The following is an 18,793-nucleotide window of genomic DNA, read 5'->3' as shown; positions in this document are numbered from 1 at the left end:
AATTAACTGCCCGCCCCTGCCATTAGCAATTGTTCTAATATTTCGGTGTAACCGCGTTCGCTGGCAAAATCCATAGCGCTGCGGCTGTTATTATCTACGGCGTTTACATCCGCGTTGTTTTCAATCAGCATGGCGGTAAAATCATTAAAACCACATTGAGCGGCTACAATAAGCGGTGTTTCGCTATAGCTGTTACGGGCGTTTACCTCAGCTCCTGAGTTAATTAACAACTTGCCTAAATGATGATTGCCCAACCCGGCCGCATAGTGTAAGGCAGAGTTACCGCTTAACACATGCAGGTTAACATCAGCCCCGTTTTTTATTAATAGTTCGACCAGATGCATATTTGAGTTATTTACCGCTAAAATAAGCGGACTAACACCATCGTTATTTAACTCGTTTACATTCAGCTTTGCCGATTTAAGTAAGGCGATCACCGTTTCGCTCTGGTTATTGTAAACCGCCTGATGCAGCGGCGTATTTCCATGATCGTCCTTTTGGCCCATATCACCGGCTGATAGAGCAGCCACCAGGTCGCGCATGCCATTTGCAGTAGCATGGTCAAGGATAGTATAGCCTGCATTATCCTTCACCGCCGTATCCGCGCCAAGCGAAATAAGGTATAAAGCCGTTTCGGTTTTTTGAGCGAACACCGCATAAAATACCGGTGTTTGTCCCTGGTTGTTACTGCTGTTTACATCGGCACCGGCATCAGCAAGCAGTTTAATGATCTCCTTATTGCCGTTACGCGCGGCAACGTGCAGCGGTGTTTCACTTATATTATTTGCAAGGTTAACATCGGCACCGGCATCTAACAGCATTTTAACAATATCCCTGGCACCCTTAGTACAAACATAGTACAATGGGGTGTTGCCCAGGCTATCGCGCTTATCCACATTTATGCCCCCCTTTTTCAGGAAAGCCTGTATTATTCCTTTCTGCGCATTTTTACATGCGTTTAAAAACATGTTATCCATAAGCTTTTAGTTTTTTAGGCCATGGCTTCAAGCAATTGCTTTACCACGGCTTCATTATCATTTTTAACAGCTATATCCATTGCGGTTTGTCCGGCATTGTTTACCCGGTCAACAGTTGATGTATCCTGATCCAAAATAAGTGATACGATCTTTTTTCCCGACATCTTATCGGTATTAGCAGCGGCGTACATTAGTGCGGTATAACCATTTTTATCGGTATAGGTTACGTCGGCCTTGTTATCCAGCAACAGTTCGGCTATACTATATTTTATTTCATTGCCTCGTTCGGCAAAGCTCATCAGCGGCGTTTTACCCTGGGCGTTTGGTTTATTTACATCGCAACCGGCTTCAACAAGTTCTTCTGCCAGGGCACTGTTCAAATCGGCCAAGTAGCCTGCCTGGCATAGGGTATTGAGGGCTGTGTTGCTGTCGTTATCAATAGCTGCATTTAAATCCAACCCTTTGTTAATCAGTGTACGCAGCATCTTCACAATATCCTTAATATCCTGGCTCATGCCACGCCCAAAGTTGCTTACTGCTTTAGTCAGCAGATAATAAACCGTAGTTTCGCCATTACCCGAACGAAAATTTACATCTGCACCACCTTGTGTTAATAGCTGTACCATTGCGGCCGACGGATATTCGCAAGCCAGCATCAGTGGCGTACGGCGGTATTGGTCAGACACTTCATTTAAATCGACACCCGCTTTAATCAATGCCTCAACGGCTGTGGTATCACGATTAAGTACCGCTTCGTGGATGGTCATGCCGCCAGTAGCGGTATCACTTTCATCACCGGATATTATCGCGGCTATTTCCTTTACATCGCTGCGCTGTGCGTAGGTTAATGGCGTAGTATTATAAACATCTTTATCTTCCACATCAATTCCACCCTTTTCAAGCAGGATGCATACGGTTTTAGTTGCGGCCTCAACAGCGCCGCGTATGGTTTTTCGATGTGCCAGCTTTTCACAAATAATATGCAAAAGGTTTTTACCTTCCGAATCCGTTACGTCCATTTTTACGGATGCATCTGCCATCGCATGTATAAACGGGTACATATACAACTGGGCAGCTTCAGCATACGCCAGCTTACCCGAATCATTTTTCTTTTTGGGATTAACGCCTGATTTAATTAACAAAGCAGCCGTGTTATAAATACGCTCCGCCTTGGCATCCATATCCGGGCTATCCAGATCGAACTTAGTTGTGGTGAGTGCATGTAAAGCAGTATTTCCGTATTTATCTGCCGAAGGCTTGAGGCCGGACTCCGTTAAAAATTGCAAAGCTTCCGTATCTGTAAAACGGACAGCCAGGTGTATCAGGTTTTCCTCTGTTTCGTTTACAATATTATTATCAGGCAGTGCCTTGTATAAGTCCAACACGTTGGTCTTACTATCCGCGGCAGCAAACATATTGCGGTGATACGCATCCCTGATCTGATTAAATTCATTATTCATGATTAGTCGGTTTTTGGGCTATCTGTAATGCTTCAATAATATTTTTATAATTCTTATGCGCTATCGGGGTAGCAACTTCAATCACTTTCGGCATGTTGGCCAATTGCAGCCAGCAATCCGTTTTAAGCCGGATAATGGCATCCCGGGTTAAATCGCTATAGGTAATAACGTATTTTTTGGAGATAGCGTGCAGATGGTCATTCTCTTGGCTCTGCCGTTCACGCATCAGTTTGAAAAACTGATCGTTAGGCAAAGCAGGTTGCGGACTTGCAGCAGGCAATGCTGATTGCGCTTTATCAAGGCTGGTGATCGCTTGCTGATAATTGCCCGCCCAATGATGGCATAATGCCATATTGTATTGCGTGGCGGTTTCGTTTTGCGGTTCTCTTAGCAGCAAGGTGTATGCTTCGGCGTAGCGGTTTTGCGTGAACAATTGAATAATAAAGGCCTCTTCACTTGCATACTGCTGATGGTTGTTGGTAGCGGCTAATAACATATTTGCAATAGGTGTATCCATGTAAATAACAACCTATTTTATAAAAGTTTGCAATTAAAAGCCTTTTTTGCCCTCCTGAATCAATTTTGATAAGGCCCTCCTGAACATCAGGAACACCAACGTTATAACAAATGGATATAATGCGGCAAAAATTAAAATTTTTGTCATAATGCTATTATATAAACCTTCTGCTAATAAATTGATAATTAAAATTAATACGAATAAAACCGGCGCTCCGGCAAAACTAAGCCATGAAAAGGCGTAGCTATCTCTTACCTTTTTAATAAGATTTAAGAAAACGACAAAAGAACATAGCACCATTACACAGAGGTATAGTAAGGCAAAACCTAAGTTCAATAGAATATCTAATATGTACAAAATAGTGGTTATAAAACCTTCACCATCCGTGGCTATGTTCATAATGGCTATTCTGTAAGCCACGAACAAGGCAATAGCTGTCAGTAAGTTGATCGTCCAGAATTTGACTATTAGTCTCTTCATGTTTATAAACCTGTATGATAAACTATTGCCATCAAATTGGCCGTAGTTGGGGCTTTACTTTTGAAAAGAAAGCCTGATAATCATTTTTATTTTCCGGTGTGTCAATGCCGGGAAAACCACAATATTCAAAGCAGATTCTTAAATAATTGATGAACGTTGTATTATTGTGTTCATTCATAAATTTACTGTCAATACCGGGTTCTTTGGTAATTTGTATCGCGTAAGCCTCTCCGCCGCTCACATTATCTTTATGCAGATCGTCAGGCGCCATTTCTAAAAACGCGCTTCCAAAATTTTCATCCTCCACATATTGTTGTATATCTTCCGCCCACCATTCTTCTGTTACTATTTCAACTACATCATCAATACTGGCTATTACTATCGGATCAGCCATATTCCACATAAAATTACTATCAGTTTCATAATCCCATCCAAAATTTACACTGCCGACAATTTTATAGAAATACTTTAACGAGAGCGGAACATACCCAAAAGGCTTTATGGTTTCATCAAGTTGTTCAAGTAATTGGTTAACATTCGGTAAAGGCCCCTGTAACGGCTGCTCAGAATTAAATGCCGGGTTTGATTTAAACTGATAATTTATTGCTTTAAGCTCCTTATAAATCACGTTTAGGTTATAAGCTACCCTGTTAAAAGTTTCGTTCATAACCCGTTCTATATCCAACAAGTTGGCCGGCGAAAACGCGGCGGATCCTAAAGCATCTATTTCCTCATAAACCTGCTCCGTTTGCCCGGCAATATATCGATCGTAAAAGGTCATCTTTAATTAAATTTTAAAAGTTTATCCTCCGCTAAATTATACTCATAAACTTTACCGGATTCTTCATCTACATAAAGCCATTGAACTACATTACTGCCATTAGGCCCAACCGGTGCAATACCAATCATACGGTAATTACGGCCATTCCTTTCCTGCGATTCAATGGAGTAAGTCAATTCATCCTTGTTTTTAACGGCGAGTTTTAACAAAGGGTTTTTTGTTTGGGTTAGATAATATTCTGTTAGCAAGTAAACTTTATCCAGGTAGGATGTTGTAAACTCTTCATCGGTCGGCCATGTATATTTCAGTTTTTTGCCGTATGCTTTCCTGAAGGTTGATACAGGGCCATCAGCCGTTTTTTTAATGGATAGCAAAATTTTTGCGGGCATTTTTGATTCATTGTCTCCGGGTATAGTTATCGTATCGTTCTTCCAAGTAACTTGTACCGCATCTCCCCTGTTCAGGCTTCTGCTTGTATCACTGTCATTAATAAAACTGATTGTGCTATCTGCCTTTATAGCCAGTAACTGAAAGTAATCGCCATCATCCAAATACTCGGTAAAAGTCATTTGGTCGGAGTATTGGCGTGCGTCGTTATTTTTTGGGTTAACTACTGGTGATTCAGGAGTAACTATTGATTGTACTGCTTTGGGTTGCTCAGATTTTTTAAAACCGCACCCACAGAGCCCGCTGGTTAGCACAAATATGATTCCTGTTATCAGCTTATACATAGAAAATAATAATGCGTTGTTATGAACAGTAGATGTGTTTTTCAAGGTAAGAAACTTTTATTCTAAAAAAGCGACTTTGAAAGACAATTGAAAAAAGGAAATTAGTTGCAACCTAAGTATTACAGGGATAGCAATAAAAAAGCCTTTTTACTTATGTAAAAAGGCTTTTTAGAAATGGGTAAATGATGGGGCTCGAACCCACGACCCTCGGTACCACAAACCGATGCTCTAACCAACTGAGCTACATCTACCGTTTTTATAAGGTCTGCAAAAATAGTGATTTGATGCATATATGCAAAGCTTTTTTTAAATTTTACTGATACCTTTGCCGCATGGTAATTGAGTTGTTTACTGATGGCGCATCGAGCGGTAACCCCGGGCCGGGCGGATACGGAGCTATACTACGTGCTGGCCAGCACTATAAGGAACTTTCAGAGGGTTTCCGCAAAACCACCAATAACCGTATGGAACTGTTGGCCGTTATTAAAGGACTGGAGGCATTAAAGAACCCCAACCAGGAAGTTATCCTTTACTCCGACTCCAAATACGTAATAGATGCCATTGAAAAGCGCTGGGTTTACGGCTGGCTGCAAAAGGGTTTTAAGGATAAAAAGAATAAAGACCTTTGGCTGCGCTACCTTGAAGTAAGCAAACCGCATAAAGTTAAACTGGTATGGGTTAAAGGCCACGCAGGTCACCCGGAAAATGAGCGCTGCGATCAACTGGCTGTCGCGGCATCTAAGCAACCTAACTTAAAAATTGATACTCTGTTTGAGGCGGAGAATGCGAAGGTGAATTTGCTGTAATATATTACTCGTTGTAATAAGTAAACTTAAAATCATAAGCTTGAGGCTTATCTCCGGGTTCTTGCTCAGGGGCGGTATTAAAAATTTCTATTGAACCAGTTATCACATAACCCGTACTATAACCAATATCTTTGAGGATAAACACTGCTTCATCTGAGTCTGTAGCCCAAACTTTTACGCCTAAGTAAGCGGTGCCTGACCTTGCGAAAAATCCTCTATATATTCAGATATGCTGACAGGAGCAATTAATGTATAGTGTTTATATAAGGTTTTAATTTTACCATATCTGAGTTTTAATTTCCAATCCTTTATCATTTTTCTATCTCCCGGCTAACTCTATTATCTGCATATCTTGAATTTTAGCGCCGTCAATATTAAAGCGCATCAGGGTGCGTACTTTGTGCCAGCCTTGCTTACCGGCCGCGCCGGGGTTTAAGTGCAGGCATTTTATACGTTCATCAAACATTACTTTTAATATGTGCGAATGGCCACAAATGAACAACTGAGGTGGGTTAGCATATATTTCACTCCGTACGTGCGGACTATATTTGCCCGGATAGCCGCCAATATGCGTTATCCACACATCAACATCCTCACATTTAAAGCGCAGGTTTTCGGGATAAACAATGCGTACATCGGCACCATCAATATTACCATAAACGGCTTTAAAAGGCTTAAACGCGGCAAGCTGATCGGCTAAGCCTATGTTACCGATATCGCCCGCATGCCATATCTCGTCGCATTGCTCAAAATGCTTAAATACGGCATCATCCAAATAACTATGCGTGTCTGATATCAGGCCTATCCTCGTCATGCCCCAAAACAAAGCAATTTAAAACACAATAAAAAACGCTTTTAATGTATCAGCATACTGCCTGCTGTAAACCTTTGGCGCATCGTAAATTATAAATTGTGCTGTTGATGGTTGCACTTCGCCCTTGCCTATAACCATTATGAGGCGGTGAGGCTCGCTATCGGCGTAAGACCGTATTTCTATTGTTTTGTGCAGATGCAGCTCATGCCCGGCAAGCAAGGCTTTAACGAACGCTGCCGTATTTACCGGTAGCACCAGCCAGCAAGTACCAGTTTCGGTGAGATGCACAGCTACACCTTTAATCAGGTCCGAGAAAAAATCGCGGTCGGCATGTTTGGCCTGGTTTATTTTTGCCGTGGGCGATGTTAAAGCATCAATATAAAATGGCGGATTAGATACAATGAGATCATAACGCTTTTCGGGGTGCAGGGTAAAAAATGTATTAAAATCCTGATGATAAGCTGTGAGCCTGTCCCTAAATGGCGACGCTTCAAAATTTAGTTGAGCGGTTTCAGCGGCGCTGCTATCTATTTCTATCGCGTCAACCTGCGCCGATGCAAAACGTTGCGCCAGCATCAGGGCAATTACACCGGTACCTGTGCCGATATCTAATATAGTTGATAGTTGCCCTTCACCTGCCAGCGCGCCTAACAGCACACCGTCGGTATTGATCTTCATGGCGCAGCCCGACTGATCGACACTGAACTGCTTAAAGCGAAATACGCCAGCCATTTACTTTTCGTAAAACTCGATGGGCAACCCGTCAGGGTCGGCAAGAAAGGTAAAGCGCTTGCCGGTAAATTCGTCTACACGGATGGGCTCCGCAGCTACTCCATGCGCGTTTACATGGTCGATTGCTACTTCAACATTATCTACCTCAAAAGCCAGGTGACGCAGGCCTGCCGCTTCCGGCCGGGATGGCCTCGCGGGCGGCTCAGGAAAAGAAAAAAGCTCGATCTGGTATAGTCCGGCGACTTCCAGATCAAGCTTGTATGACTGCCTTTCGGCACGATAAACCTCGCGCACTATGGTTAAACCCAGCACATCCGTATAAAACTGCTTCGACCGTTGATAGTCGGTACAGATTATGGCTATATGATGCACACGGTTAAGTTTTAGCATAGTTGGAAATTTTACGTCATTGCGAGGTACGAAGCAATCTCCAAATTGTAGTACTTAAAGAGATTGCTTCGTACCTCGCAATGACGATTTGTTGCTTTACGTTATTCGCCTAAAGCAACGTGAAGTACGTTATCAAACAACAGCTTCACATCCGTTACGTGGCCGAACAGTTGTTCGTCCACATTAAAGAAACCGTTGGTTACGGTACCCAGCAAGGTAAAATCAGTTTCGCTGGTGGCCAGCAGTTCAACAAACCTGTCCTGATCTGCCGGGGCAACGCTCACCACTATCCTGCCCTGCGCTTCTCCGAACAGGAAGGCATCCTTACGGATAGCGGCATCGGTGCTGATATCAAAACCTAAACCGTTTGGCATAGCCGCTTCGGCAAGGGTTACGTATAAACCGCCATCGGCAACATCGTGCGCCGATTGTATGAGCTTATGCTTGATCAGCTCTTTGATCACCTGGTGGGTAGCATACTCCTGTTCCAGATCAAAATGCGGAGCAGGAGAAGCCGATACCTTATGCCATGAGGCCAGGTATTGTGATGAAGCGATATCGTTAACCGATTCGCCTACCAGGTATATAAAGTCGCCCGGCTGTTTAAAGTCAAGCGTCATTATGTTATCAATATTATCCATTACGCCCAGCATACCGATGGTCGGTGTCGGAAATACCGGCCCTTCATCTGATGATTGATTGTAAAAGCTTACGTTACCGCCCGTTACCGGGGTTTCAAACTTGGTACAAGCCTCGCTCATGCCTTTGATGGCGCTAACAAACTGCCAGTAAACTTCAGGAATATAAGGGTTACCAAAGTTCAAACAATTGGTAATAGCCACCGGCTCACCACCGGCGCAGGTAATATTACGTGCGGCCTCGGCAACGGCAATAGCACAACCCTTTTGCGGGTCGGCATATACGTAGCGCGAGTTACAATCAACCGTTAAAACAATGGCTTTCTCGGTGTCGCGTACGGCAACTACGGCCGCATCGCTCGGGCGATTGGTGGTCATGGTTGATACACCTACCATTGAGTCGTACTGATCGGTTACCCAACGCTTGGAAGCGATATTCGGGTGGCCCAGCAAATGCTCGGCTACGGCTACCAGGTCTTCCGGCTCGGCAATATCTTCTATTTTGAATTTTTGATTTTCGGCATAGTAAGCAGGCTCACGGTACTCGCGCTGGTAAACCGGCGCGCCGCCACCTAATACCAGGTCATCCGCAGGTACATCGGCCACCAGTTCGCCGTTCATAAAATACTCCAGGCGTTTGGTATCGGTAACTTCACCAATAATGGCGCAGTTCAGATCCCACTTATCAAAAACAGCTTCTACTTCTTTTTCACGGCCTTTGTGTACCACGATCAGCATACGCTCCTGCGATTCTGAAAGCAATATCTCAAAAGGTTTCATGTTTTCCTGACGGGTTGGCACCGCGTCGAGGTTGATACGCATACCATGCTCGCCCTTGGCCGACATTTCGGAGTTTGAGCAGATGATGCCCGCGGCACCCATATCCTGCATACCAACTACGGCACCGGTTTTAATAACCTCAAGCGTAGCTTCAAGCAGCAGTTTTTCCTGGAACGGATCGCCTACCTGTACGGCAGGCAGATCGTTAACCGAATCTTCCGTAATATCTTTTGACGCGAAAGCCGCGCCGTGTATACCATCCTTGCCGGTAGCCGAGCCAACAATGTAAACCGGGTTACCAACACCATAAGATGTAGCCGAAACAGTTTCGCCGGCCTTAACAATACCCGCCGACATGGCGTTTACCAGCGGATTGATGTTATAGCATTCGTCAAAAAACAACTCGCCACCTACGGTTGGAATACCAAAGGCATTACCGTAGTGACTAATACCTTTAACCACACCTTTAATTAACCATTTGGTTTTATCCAGGTTGATGTCGCCAAAACGCAGGGAGTTAAGCTGTGCGATAGGCCTTGCACCCATGGTAAAAATATCTCGATTTATACCGCCCACACCGGTTGCCGCGCCCTGGTAAGGCTCAAGCGCTGACGGGTGGTTGTGTGATTCAATTTTGAAAGCACAGCCAATGCCATCGCCCAGATCAACCAAACCGGCATTTTCTTCACCGGCTTTGGCCAGCATACGTGGCCCGTCCTTAGGCAGGGTTTTTAACCATGTAATAGAGTTTTTGTACGAGCAGTGTTCGCTCCACATTACCGAGAAGATAGACAATTCGGTAAAGTTAGGCACTCGGCCCAGTATCTCTTTTATACGATCAAACTCTTCGGGTAACAGGCCAAGGTCTTTGGCGGTATCAACGGTAGTTAGCTCCTGATTCTCCAATGCTTTATATTTATTTTAAAGGATGCCGCAAAATTAGGAAAATCAGGCGAAAGCAGGTAATAAGTTTGCAGTTTAGTTAGATGTGGTCATACCCTAAAAAAAGCAGCCGGGCCACACATCAGTATGGCACCGGCATATTTATAGGTTTAGGTAATATTAGTTGTTGGTAATGGTAAAGCTGATGGGTATGGTATACCGCACCCTTACCGGCCTGCCGTTTTGTGTACCGGGTTTCCAGGCTTTGGCTTTTTTAAGTACGCGCAGGGCTTCCTCATCAAAACCATACCCTGCGCCGCGCTCTACCTTTATATCTGTTAGCTTGCCATCCTTTTCGATAATAAAGCTGATGAACACCCTGCCGCTTCTCCCTTCTTCAGATGCAATTACAGGGTAACGCAGGTTACGGCTTAAATATTTGTTCCAGCCATCCATGCCGTCGTAAGGCTCGGGTAAGGAGGTTAAGCCTGCTATACCTACAGGTTCATTACTGGTTCCTTCTCCGCTTCCATCACCTGTTCCGGTGCCACCAGCCTTGCCGTTTTCGGTACCTGCCGGTATGTTAAGCTCAGTTGCAGGACCCTCTTGATTAGTTGAGCCGATAGCACCTTGTAATTCATTAATTTTAGGAGGATCAATCGTCTTATCTTCTTCAGAGGTTACCCGTGTAGGTATAACTGTTGTTTTAACTTTCGCTGCTTTTGGTGCTTCCTTTGGCAATTTAGTCTCTGGGGTAGCCTCTATTACCTCTTCTTTTTTGGGTGGAATGATTATAGTTGTATTAGTAACTTCAATTACTCTATCATTCTTAGAGATAAGCGGCGGCTCAATAACCGGCACTTTATGCGTAAACGAATAAATAGTTATGCTTAACCCTACTGCCGAGAAGGTAATCAGCAAAGATTTTAGCATATTTGTACCATTGTGTTTGCGCAAATCATAAGCGCCATAGCTTTTGTTGCGATTTTTAAATACAACATCGAGCCACTCAGTGTTGTACAAATTTAATTTGGCGATAAGCATATAATTAAAATTTAGTTTATAATCATAACGCTATTTTACAAAATTAAATTTTGTTTTTCACAGTTAAACAGAATTTTTATGTTATTTACAATGATTACGCCAAATATTTGCAATGCCTGCAAAAAACCATGCGTTTATTGATTTTTTTGCATAAAAAAAGCCGGATCGCTCCGGCCTCTCACAATACATTATTTTGTTTTTTACCAATCTTTCTTAATAACCGGCGTAATTTTCTCCTTTTTTATCGCATTTTGCGATGACGACAGAATAAAATTCTTTAAACGCGCTCCAATCCCCCTGCTATTTATCAATACTTTTTCCAGGTAATCGTCCAGGTCTTTTTGCCCCAATAAACGCAGGCCATGTTCAAGCGGCGTCTTCTTTCCGTTAACCGGAACAAAATTGGCATAGCGGTCGCGCTCATACGGTATCACAACAAAATTTGTAAGCCAGTAACGGTATTTTCCCTCTTTTACCTCGATCGTTATATCATAGCTGATCTTCGCGTCCTCATGCTTTGATATCATAGCTTTTTTTGATACCATGAAACCACCCTCTCCTTTCAAGGTAGCTTTAGCATCATCCTGCTTTTTAAGTTTTAGCTTATCCTTAGTGTAAGCCGTTGTTAAAAAATGCAATGCTCTTTTATATATGCTATCGGCGCTTAAACCCGGTTGCGTAACAACCTGATAGTATATGTATTTGTTATTTTCATCAAACCCAAGCGAATCGGTTTGCTGTGCCTGGGCATGTACTGCACTCCCACCTGCCAACATTAACAATGCTATGATCAATTTCTTCATCCGGTAAATATAAAAAAAGCCGTTCCTTTTAACAGGTAACGGCCTTTACAAAAATTAACTTAAACTAAATTTGTTATTAAAATGCATATACTGCAGCCAGCACAAATTGCCCGGCGCTTTTTGACGGGTTGCCATTCTTTTTGGTAAATACGGCATCATTGCTCATATTATCTAAACGCACCTCAGGGATCAGGCTCAGCGGGCCGGCCTTGATGTTAGCTGTTGCTGTTACCGCTACAACTGATTCGCCCGGAGCAGGGCCAAAGGTTTCTAATACGCCTGATTTTGTTTTAAAATACTCACCACGCAAGCCAAAGGTCACTGATTTTGATACAGCGTATTGCGGATAAAGCGCAACACCGGTAAAACCACCCGCATCGTCGGCAGCCGAATAATCAGCCGCGTTAAGTCCTAACTTAAAAGCATCAGTGATCTGATAAGCTGTAGTAAGGTCAAATTCAGTGCCTGATGTTTTGCCGGTTAAAACGTTTAAATAAGCAGTCCAGCCCTCAACCGGTGTTAAAGCCAGTTGCGCGCCAAAGTTGTTTACCTTACTGATGGAGTTATACGAGTTCCAGGCATCGTTAAAAACACCGGCCATTAAAGTAGCTTTATCCGAAAAGGTGTAAGCAAATTTTAAGCCTGCGTTTTGGAACGGACCGTTGGTGAACATGTATGATGTTGAGTAGTTAAAGTTACCTACCGGGCTAATTACCTCATAACCTATAAAGGTTGACATAAAACCACCGGTAACCACAAACTTGTCGGTAATATCATACGATACATATAAGTTTTGTATGTGGTATGAATCGCCTGATGCGCCCGGCAATATGGATTGCTCCTGCCCGCGGGGGCCAAATGATATTTCACCAACAAAGGCTGCCTTGTTCACTTTCTTCTTCAATGCAATGTCAATCATACCGATAGAAATCGAATTATGATCAGATGCGAAGCTCGTCGGAATGTTGGCGTGATCCGCGAAATCATACTTATAATAAGTATCTACAGAACCTGTTATGGTTAAAGGCGGATCAGTTTGTGTAGAATCCTGAGCTTTTGCAGTAAAAACTCCGGCAGATAATAAGGATAAAAGTAAAAGTTTTCTTTTCATGATAATGATTTGGATTAATTAAGGGGTTAATTTGATTTAATTTTTATTTATTGACTAATTAAGTTGAATTATACATAATAAAATGCCTGTAATTTGAATTGATATAAGTTATATGCGATAATAACAGAAACTATTTGCTATAAATTGGTTGTAAAAATTATTAATTATGATTATTTGGTTAATATTTTTCTAAAATATAGATGGAATTTAACAAATCAAAATTTAAAATCATTTATTTTACATTTATATCAATACTTAGTATGTTTTTTTGATTAAAATTCAATGACAAGTATTAAAAAATAGCATCTTTTTAATAATTTTAATAAGTTTTCATTTAATTTTAGTACAAACAAGAATAATTCAGGATTATAAAGGCTATAGGTTAATAGCGTCTATATAACATGCGTGAATTCTGATGAATAACCACCTCGGGTTTTATATTATACTATATAAATTCTTTGTTCTATTTTTGGGCCGACCTAATATAACAACCCGATATGCCGAACACCCGTTTTCAAGCGCTGCAGTCGGTACTTAACCGTACCGTGCCGGAAGTAAAAGCACCATCTGTAAAAATTTCAGAATATTTTGGAGCCAACGTTTTCGATAAAAAGAAAATGAAGGAATATTTGTCTGACGATGCTTATGCGAGCATTATCAACTCAATAGAGCATGGCGAGCCTATAAACCGCGATATGGCCGAGCAGGTGGCATCCGCCATGCGCGCGTGGGCCATCACCAAGGGTGCTACCCATTATACCCACTGGTTTCAGCCCCTCACCGGCAGCACGGCCGAAAAGCATGATTCGTTTTTTGAGCCAACCGCGGATGGCGGCGCTATTGAACGTTTCTCAGGCGATGCCCTGGCACAACAGGAGCCTGATGCTTCGAGCTTTCCGAGCGGTGGCATACGCAATACCTTTGAGGCCCGTGGCTATACCGCCTGGGACCCATCCTCGCCCGCTTTTTTAATGGGCAGAACTTTATGCATCCCTACCGTATTTGTATCATACACCGGCGAAGCGCTGGATTACAAGGTACCTTTATTAAAAGCGTTGACCGCACTCGATAAGGCCGCCGTGGATGTTTGCCATTATTTTGATAAGAGCGTTGAAAAGGTAAATGCCTCATTAGGCATTGAGCAGGAATACTTTTTGGTTGATATAGCCTTGTTTAATGCACGGCCCGACCTTTATTTAACCGGCCGTACCTTGTTTGGTCATATATCCGCTAAAAACCAGCAGTTGGAAGACCATTACTTTGGCTCGATACCCGAGCGCGTGCTGGCCTTTATGCAGGATATGGAAACCGAGGCCCTGTTATTAGGTATACCCTTAAAAACACGCCATAACGAGGTAGCCCCTTCGCAATTTGAATGCGCACCTATATATGAGGAGATCAACCTTGCTATTGACCATAACCAGTTGCTGATGGACCTGATGGACCGCGTAGCCAAACGCCATAACTTTAAAGTATTGCTGCACGAAAAACCTTACGCGGGCATCAATGGCTCGGGCAAGCACAATAACTGGAGTATGATTACCAATGGCGGTAAAAACCTGCTTTCGCCCGGTAAAACGCCTAAAAACAACCTGATGTTCCTTACCTTTTTTGTGAACACCATTAAGGCTGTTTATGAGCATGCGGATCTGTTGAGGGCATCCATCGCATCTGTAAATAATGATCACCGCCTGGGTGCCAATGAAGCGCCGCCCGCAATTATATCTATATTTTTAGGCAGCCAACTCAGCGAGGTGCTTGATGAAATAGAAACTTCACGCCTAAGCAAAAGAATTAAAGAAGAAAATACCCTTTGGCAGGGCATTCCAAAAATACCGCAAATATTAGCCGACAATACCGACCGTAACCGCACCTCTCCTTTTGCCTTTACCGGCAATAAGTTTGAGTTACGTGCCGTGGGTTCATCAGCCAACTCGGCCAGCCCGATGACTATTTTGAACCTAATAGTTGCCGATCAGCTTAAAAAATTCAAGACTGACGTTGATAAGCTATTGAAAAAAGGCGAGAAAAAGGATGTGGCCCTGATGATGACCATTAAGCGTTATTTAAAAGAATCGCGCAGCATACGTTTTGAGGGCAATGGCTACAGCGAGGATTGGGAGAAAGAAGCCGAGGCACGCGGCCTGTCAAACATCAAAACCACGCCAAAAGCGCTTGATGTGATGATAACCGAAAAAACTGCCGAGCTTTTTGCAAGTACCGCCGTATTTACACCGCGCGAAGCACATGCCCGCCACGAGATACTATTGGAAAGCTATTACAAAAAAGTACAGATAGAAGCCCGCGTTATGGGCGAACTGGTGAACAACGTGATTATCCCGGCGGCTATTGCTTACCAAAGCAAACTGGTTGAAAACGTAAAGGGCTTGAAAGATATCGGCCTGGATAAAAGCACCTACCAGGCACAATTAGATATCATTACCAAACTATCCGAGCATATCAACTTTGTTAAAACCAATGTTGAGGAGATGGTACAGGCACGTAAAGACATCAATAACCATGTAGAAGATGTGCGCCAGAAAGCCATTGATTATGACGAGAAGGTACGCTCCTACTTTCAGCCGATACGCTACCATGTGGATAAGCTGGAACAACTGGTTGACGATTCGTTATGGCCGTTGCCTAAGTTTCGGGAGTTATTATTCTTTAAATAAGATGTATTATATATTATCAACACAAGAAAAGCGGCAATCAAGCCGCTTTTCTTGTTTAATGTGCAAACAGGTCGGCCTGCTTATGCTGCGCTATAAACGCTTCACGGTATTTGGCCAGCAATGATGATTTTGATACAAAACCAATAAAACGGCCATCCTGCTCAACCGGCAATTGCCAAACATCCAGTTTATCAAACCTATCCATCACCATGTTAATGGTATCATAATAACCTATAATCGCCGGAGGGGTTATCATAATGCCTGCTACCGTATCACCCGCGAATTCATCGGTAAATAATTGCCTGCGTATTTCATCAACCAGCACCACCCCTTCTATGCGGCCATCGGCATTAAGTACCGGAAAAATATTAGCCTGGCTTTGTGCTATCACCTTATAAAAATCAGGTATCGGCATATCCTTGCGTACCGCGGTAAATGCCCGGTTGATCACACTGTCAATGGATATGGACGACAGCATATCATAATCATGATCGGGGTGAATATTGCGCTCGTGCACCAGATCGTGCCAGTACATGTTGTGCGGATTAAAATGGCGTGATATAATATAGGATATCGCTGACACGATCATGAGCGGAATGAACAGCACATAACCACCCGTTATTTCGGCTATCAGGAATATAGCGGTTAATGGCGCATGCAACACACCGCTTAGCGCACCTGCCATACCTACGGCAATAAAGTTGCTGGTGTTTAAATGGATCAAGCCGGTAAGGTTACACCCGTAGGCAATAAATAACCCTAAAAAGGCACCGGTAAACATGGTTGGCGCAAAGGTACCACCGTTACCACCCGAACCGATGGTTATGCCGGCAGCGATGATCTTCATAAACACCAGCAAGGCGATAAAGCCCAGTAAAGCCAGTGGGTGATTAAGGTATTGGCTCAATAACGATTCATCCTTAATAGCCTCAATATTTCCGTTCAATGCCTGTTGCAGGTCGTGATAACCCTCACCAAACAAAGGCGGAAATACCAGGATAATCAAACCCAGTAATAATCCGCCTGCAATGGCGCGTACATACCTGTTTTGCTTGATGAAGATCCCTTTTTCGAGTTTACCGGCTACAGTTGATATATATACAGACACCAGGCCGCATAAAATGCCTAATAAAATATAAAATGGCAGCGCCTCCATTACCCAACCCTCGGTAACCAAATGGAACAACTGGCCTGAGTATAATACTTTTGAAACCACTACGCCAGTTGCTGAAGCGATAAGTAAGGGTATAAAGGTAGGTATGGTGATCTCACCTACCAATAACTCCAACGAAAACAGCACCCCTGCTATCGGACTGTTAAACACCGCCGCTATACCCGCCGATGTTCCGGCGGCAAGCAGTACTGTTTTTTCGTACGCGGACATTTTAAATAAACGACCGGTGTTTGAACCAATGGCAGCACCGGTACACACAATAGGTGCCTCCAAGCCCGATGAACCACCAAAGCCTACCGTTAACGAACTGCTTATAAGATGCGAATACACATTATTAAAATGCATGTTTGAGCGATTACGCTTTATGCTTACCAAAATGTTGCCTATCCCCTTTTGTATCTTATCCCGATTGACAAGATGCAGGTAGGCCACCGTTGCCAGTATACCCAGCGCGGGTAAAAACACATAAATAAAATGATAAGGTAGATGGGCTGAAATATTACGGCTCAAGTCCTCCATAAAATGCACCATAAACTTGAGTATTACGGCCGAAAGTCCACCAAGGAGGCCTACAAACACGCTGCAATAGATCAGGAAGTTGCGCTGGCTGTTAAGGGTTGATCGTAGACGGTTGAGCTTGCCGGTAAGCGTTTTTAGTAGGTACATAGCGAATTTCGATAATGTAGTATTTTTAGAAGTTAAAAAAGCGATTAAGCCGTATATTTGCCCAATGACTTCCTCGCAAAGATACGATCAACGCGGTGTATCGGCATCAAAAGACGATGTACACAACGCGATTAAAAACATCGACAAAGGTATATTTCCTAAAGCTTTTTGTAAGATAATTCCTGATATTTTAACAAACGACCCGAATTACTGCAATATTATGCATGCTGATGGGGCAGGTACCAAATCGTCATTAGCTTACACTTACTGGAAAGAAACCGGCGATATATCGGTATGGCGGGGTATAGCGCAGGATGCCATCATCATGAATATTGACGACCTGCTTTGCGTTGGGGCTATTGATAACATCCTGCTATCGTCAACTATCGGCCGTAACAAAAACCTGATACCGGGCGAAGTGATTGCCGCCATTATTAACGGCACCGAAGAAATTTTGGCTGAGCTGCGCGATGCCGGTATAGGTATTTACTCAACCGGCGGCGAAACCGCGGATGTTGGCGACCTGGTGCGTACCATCATCGTCGACTCTACCGTTACCTGCCGTATGCAGCGCGATGATGTAATTTCAAACCACCGTATACAACCCGGCAACGTAATTGTAGGCCTGGCCTCATATGGGCAAGCCTCCTACGAAACTGAATACAACGGCGGCATGGGCAGCAACGGCTTAACCTCGGCAAGGCACGATGTGTTTAACAAAACCATTGCCGATAAATACCCGGAGAGTTACGACGCCGGTATTCCTTATGAGCTGATCTTTTCAGGTTCAAAAAACCTTACTGATCAAATTGACATTGGCGACGGCCAAACTATAACCGCGGGTAAGCTGGTGCTATCGCCAACACGCACCTACGCCCCTATTATTAAAGTTATACTGGAAAAATACCGTTCGCAAATAAACGGCATGGTACATTGCAGCGGCGGCGCGCAAACCAAAGTGCTGCACTTTGTAGATGATGTACATATAATAAAAGATAACCTATTCCCGGTAACGCCATTGTTTAAATTGATCCACGAAGAATCAGGCACCTCATGGCAGGAAATGTACAAGGTTTTCAACATGGGGCACCGGATGGAACTTTACGTACCTGAAAGCATAGCTGCGGACATTATTGCTATATCACAAAGCTTTAACGTTGATGCCCAGATCATCGGCCGCGTTGAGGCTGCTGATAAAAAGCAGGTAACTATACAATCGGAGTTTGGGGAGTTTGTGTATAATTAAGCTATAGCTTATTAATAAAAAAAATGCCTGTTGAAAATTCAACAGGCATTTTTTATGCAAACAGAAACGCCTGCCGGAGATCCGGC

The 18,793-nt window shown here is 43.4% G+C and carries 17 protein-coding genes and 1 tRNA gene; 3 read left to right on the top strand and 15 right to left on the bottom strand.

Annotated elements, in window-relative coordinates; all coding sequences use genetic code 11:
• Window positions 1-2: 2 nt before the first annotated feature.
• From AC3WJC_RS06765 to AC3WJC_RS06735, 7 genes are all read right to left on the bottom strand, one after another.
• The gene (locus AC3WJC_RS06765; RefSeq protein WP_492398312.1) at window positions 3-977 is read right to left on the bottom strand and encodes an ankyrin repeat domain-containing protein; all 975 of its coding nucleotides are present in this window, start codon (window positions 975-977) and stop codon (window positions 3-5) included.
• A 14-nt stretch (window positions 978-991) separates the two neighbouring features.
• Complete coding sequence (locus AC3WJC_RS06760; protein WP_492398311.1) at window positions 992-2,437, bottom strand: ankyrin repeat domain-containing protein; 1,446 nt, start codon at window positions 2,435-2,437, stop codon at window positions 992-994.
• A complete protein-coding gene (locus AC3WJC_RS06755; RefSeq protein WP_492398310.1) occupies window positions 2,430-2,954 on the bottom strand; it encodes a hypothetical protein in 525 nt (174 codons plus the stop codon). The genes AC3WJC_RS06760 and AC3WJC_RS06755 overlap by 8 nt, the downstream gene beginning before the upstream one ends.
• A 33-nt stretch (window positions 2,955-2,987) precedes the next feature.
• Window positions 2,988-3,434: a hypothetical protein gene (locus AC3WJC_RS06750; RefSeq protein WP_492398309.1), complete on the bottom strand. Its 447-nt coding sequence runs from the start codon at window positions 3,432-3,434 to the stop codon at window positions 2,988-2,990.
• 31 nt (window positions 3,435-3,465) lie between these two features.
• Window positions 3,466-4,215 (bottom strand): hypothetical protein, encoded by a 750-nt coding sequence (locus AC3WJC_RS06745; protein WP_492398308.1) that lies wholly within the window; start codon window positions 4,213-4,215, stop codon window positions 3,466-3,468.
• 2 nt (window positions 4,216-4,217) lie between these two features.
• Entirely contained in the window at window positions 4,218-4,946 is a 729-nt protein-coding gene (locus AC3WJC_RS06740; protein WP_492398307.1) for a hypothetical protein, read from the bottom strand.
• A 177-nt stretch (window positions 4,947-5,123) separates the two neighbouring features.
• Window positions 5,124-5,197, bottom strand: a tRNA-His gene (locus tag AC3WJC_RS06735).
• Between the two features lie 81 nt (window positions 5,198-5,278).
• On the opposite strand from AC3WJC_RS06735, the gene rnhA reads away from it, so the two are divergent.
• On the top strand, window positions 5,279-5,752 hold the full coding sequence (gene rnhA / locus AC3WJC_RS06730; protein WP_492398306.1) for a ribonuclease HI: 474 nt from the start codon (window positions 5,279-5,281) through the stop codon (window positions 5,750-5,752).
• A gap of 319 nt (window positions 5,753-6,071) precedes the next feature.
• Here the strand turns inward: rnhA and AC3WJC_RS06725 are convergent, their stop codons facing one another.
• From AC3WJC_RS06725 to AC3WJC_RS06695, 7 genes are all read right to left on the bottom strand, one after another.
• The gene (locus AC3WJC_RS06725; protein ID WP_492398305.1) at window positions 6,072-6,566 is read right to left on the bottom strand and encodes a metallophosphoesterase family protein; all 495 of its coding nucleotides are present in this window, start codon (window positions 6,564-6,566) and stop codon (window positions 6,072-6,074) included.
• Between the two features lie 18 nt (window positions 6,567-6,584).
• Window positions 6,585-7,298, bottom strand: coding sequence for a tRNA1(Val) (adenine(37)-N6)-methyltransferase (locus AC3WJC_RS06720; protein WP_492398304.1), 714 nt, complete (start codon window positions 7,296-7,298; stop codon window positions 6,585-6,587).
• On the bottom strand, window positions 7,299-7,688 hold the full coding sequence (gene gloA2 / locus AC3WJC_RS06715) for an SMU1112c/YaeR family gloxylase I-like metalloprotein (protein WP_492398303.1): 390 nt from the start codon (window positions 7,686-7,688) through the stop codon (window positions 7,299-7,301).
• A gap of 101 nt (window positions 7,689-7,789) precedes the next feature.
• Entirely contained in the window at window positions 7,790-10,012 is a 2,223-nt protein-coding gene (gene purL, locus AC3WJC_RS06710; protein ID WP_492398302.1) for a phosphoribosylformylglycinamidine synthase subunit PurL, read from the bottom strand.
• A gap of 156 nt (window positions 10,013-10,168) precedes the next feature.
• On the bottom strand, window positions 10,169-11,032 hold the full coding sequence (locus AC3WJC_RS06705) for an energy transducer TonB (protein ID WP_492398301.1): 864 nt from the start codon (window positions 11,030-11,032) through the stop codon (window positions 10,169-10,171).
• Window positions 11,033-11,232: 200 nt separating this feature from the next.
• Entirely contained in the window at window positions 11,233-11,835 is a 603-nt protein-coding gene (locus AC3WJC_RS06700; RefSeq protein WP_492398300.1) for a DUF4468 domain-containing protein, read from the bottom strand.
• A 76-nt stretch (window positions 11,836-11,911) separates the two neighbouring features.
• Window positions 11,912-12,946, bottom strand: coding sequence for a porin (locus AC3WJC_RS06695; protein ID WP_492398299.1), 1,035 nt, complete (start codon window positions 12,944-12,946; stop codon window positions 11,912-11,914).
• Between the two features lie 497 nt (window positions 12,947-13,443).
• Between AC3WJC_RS06695 and AC3WJC_RS06690 the strand changes: the two genes are divergently transcribed.
• Window positions 13,444-15,621 carry a glutamine synthetase III family protein gene (locus AC3WJC_RS06690; protein WP_492398298.1) on the top strand — a complete coding sequence of 726 codons (2,178 nt, stop codon included), beginning with the start codon at window positions 13,444-13,446 and terminating at the stop codon, window positions 15,619-15,621.
• A gap of 55 nt (window positions 15,622-15,676) precedes the next feature.
• On the opposite strand, the gene AC3WJC_RS06685 is transcribed toward AC3WJC_RS06690, so the two are convergent.
• On the bottom strand, window positions 15,677-17,461 hold the full coding sequence (locus AC3WJC_RS06685; RefSeq protein ID WP_492398297.1) for a chloride channel protein: 1,785 nt from the start codon (window positions 17,459-17,461) through the stop codon (window positions 15,677-15,679).
• Between the two features lie 64 nt (window positions 17,462-17,525).
• Between AC3WJC_RS06685 and AC3WJC_RS06680 the strand changes: the two genes are divergently transcribed.
• The gene (locus tag AC3WJC_RS06680) at window positions 17,526-18,707 is read left to right on the top strand and encodes an AIR synthase related protein (protein WP_492398296.1); all 1,182 of its coding nucleotides are present in this window, start codon (window positions 17,526-17,528) and stop codon (window positions 18,705-18,707) included.
• Window positions 18,708-18,793: the final 86 nt, after the last annotated feature.

This window comes from Mucilaginibacter sp. FW306-07-L, assembly GCF_058782065.1.
This window is presented reverse-complemented; position numbering and strand designations above follow the sequence as displayed.

Coding starts and splice junctions, on each gene's coding strand:
- AC3WJC_RS06765 (WP_492398312.1), bottom strand. CDS start 977: ATGGATAACATGTTTTTAAACGCATGTAAAAATGCGCAGAAAGGAATA.
- AC3WJC_RS06760 (WP_492398311.1), bottom strand. CDS start 2,437: ATGAATAATGAATTTAATCAGATCAGGGATGCGTATCACCGCAATATG.
- AC3WJC_RS06755 (WP_492398310.1), bottom strand. CDS start 2,954: ATGGATACACCTATTGCAAATATGTTATTAGCCGCTACCAACAACCAT.
- AC3WJC_RS06750 (WP_492398309.1), bottom strand. CDS start 3,434: ATGAAGAGACTAATAGTCAAATTCTGGACGATCAACTTACTGACAGCT.
- AC3WJC_RS06745 (WP_492398308.1), bottom strand. CDS start 4,215: ATGACCTTTTACGATCGATATATTGCCGGGCAAACGGAGCAGGTTTAT.
- AC3WJC_RS06740 (WP_492398307.1), bottom strand. CDS start 4,946: ATGTATAAGCTGATAACAGGAATCATATTTGTGCTAACCAGCGGGCTC.
- rnhA (WP_492398306.1), top strand. CDS start 5,279: ATGGTAATTGAGTTGTTTACTGATGGCGCATCGAGCGGTAACCCCGGG.
- AC3WJC_RS06725 (WP_492398305.1), bottom strand. CDS start 6,566: ATGACGAGGATAGGCCTGATATCAGACACGCATAGTTATTTGGATGAT.
- AC3WJC_RS06720 (WP_492398304.1), bottom strand. CDS start 7,298: ATGGCTGGCGTATTTCGCTTTAAGCAGTTCAGTGTCGATCAGTCGGGC.
- gloA2 (WP_492398303.1), bottom strand. CDS start 7,688: ATGCTAAAACTTAACCGTGTGCATCATATAGCCATAATCTGTACCGAC.
- AC3WJC_RS06705 (WP_492398301.1), bottom strand. CDS start 11,032: ATGCTTATCGCCAAATTAAATTTGTACAACACTGAGTGGCTCGATGTT.
- AC3WJC_RS06700 (WP_492398300.1), bottom strand. CDS start 11,835: ATGAAGAAATTGATCATAGCATTGTTAATGTTGGCAGGTGGGAGTGCA.
- AC3WJC_RS06695 (WP_492398299.1), bottom strand. CDS start 12,946: ATGAAAAGAAAACTTTTACTTTTATCCTTATTATCTGCCGGAGTTTTT.
- AC3WJC_RS06690 (WP_492398298.1), top strand. CDS start 13,444: ATGCCGAACACCCGTTTTCAAGCGCTGCAGTCGGTACTTAACCGTACC.
- AC3WJC_RS06685 (WP_492398297.1), bottom strand. CDS start 17,461: ATGTACCTACTAAAAACGCTTACCGGCAAGCTCAACCGTCTACGATCA.
- AC3WJC_RS06680 (WP_492398296.1), top strand. CDS start 17,526: ATGACTTCCTCGCAAAGATACGATCAACGCGGTGTATCGGCATCAAAA.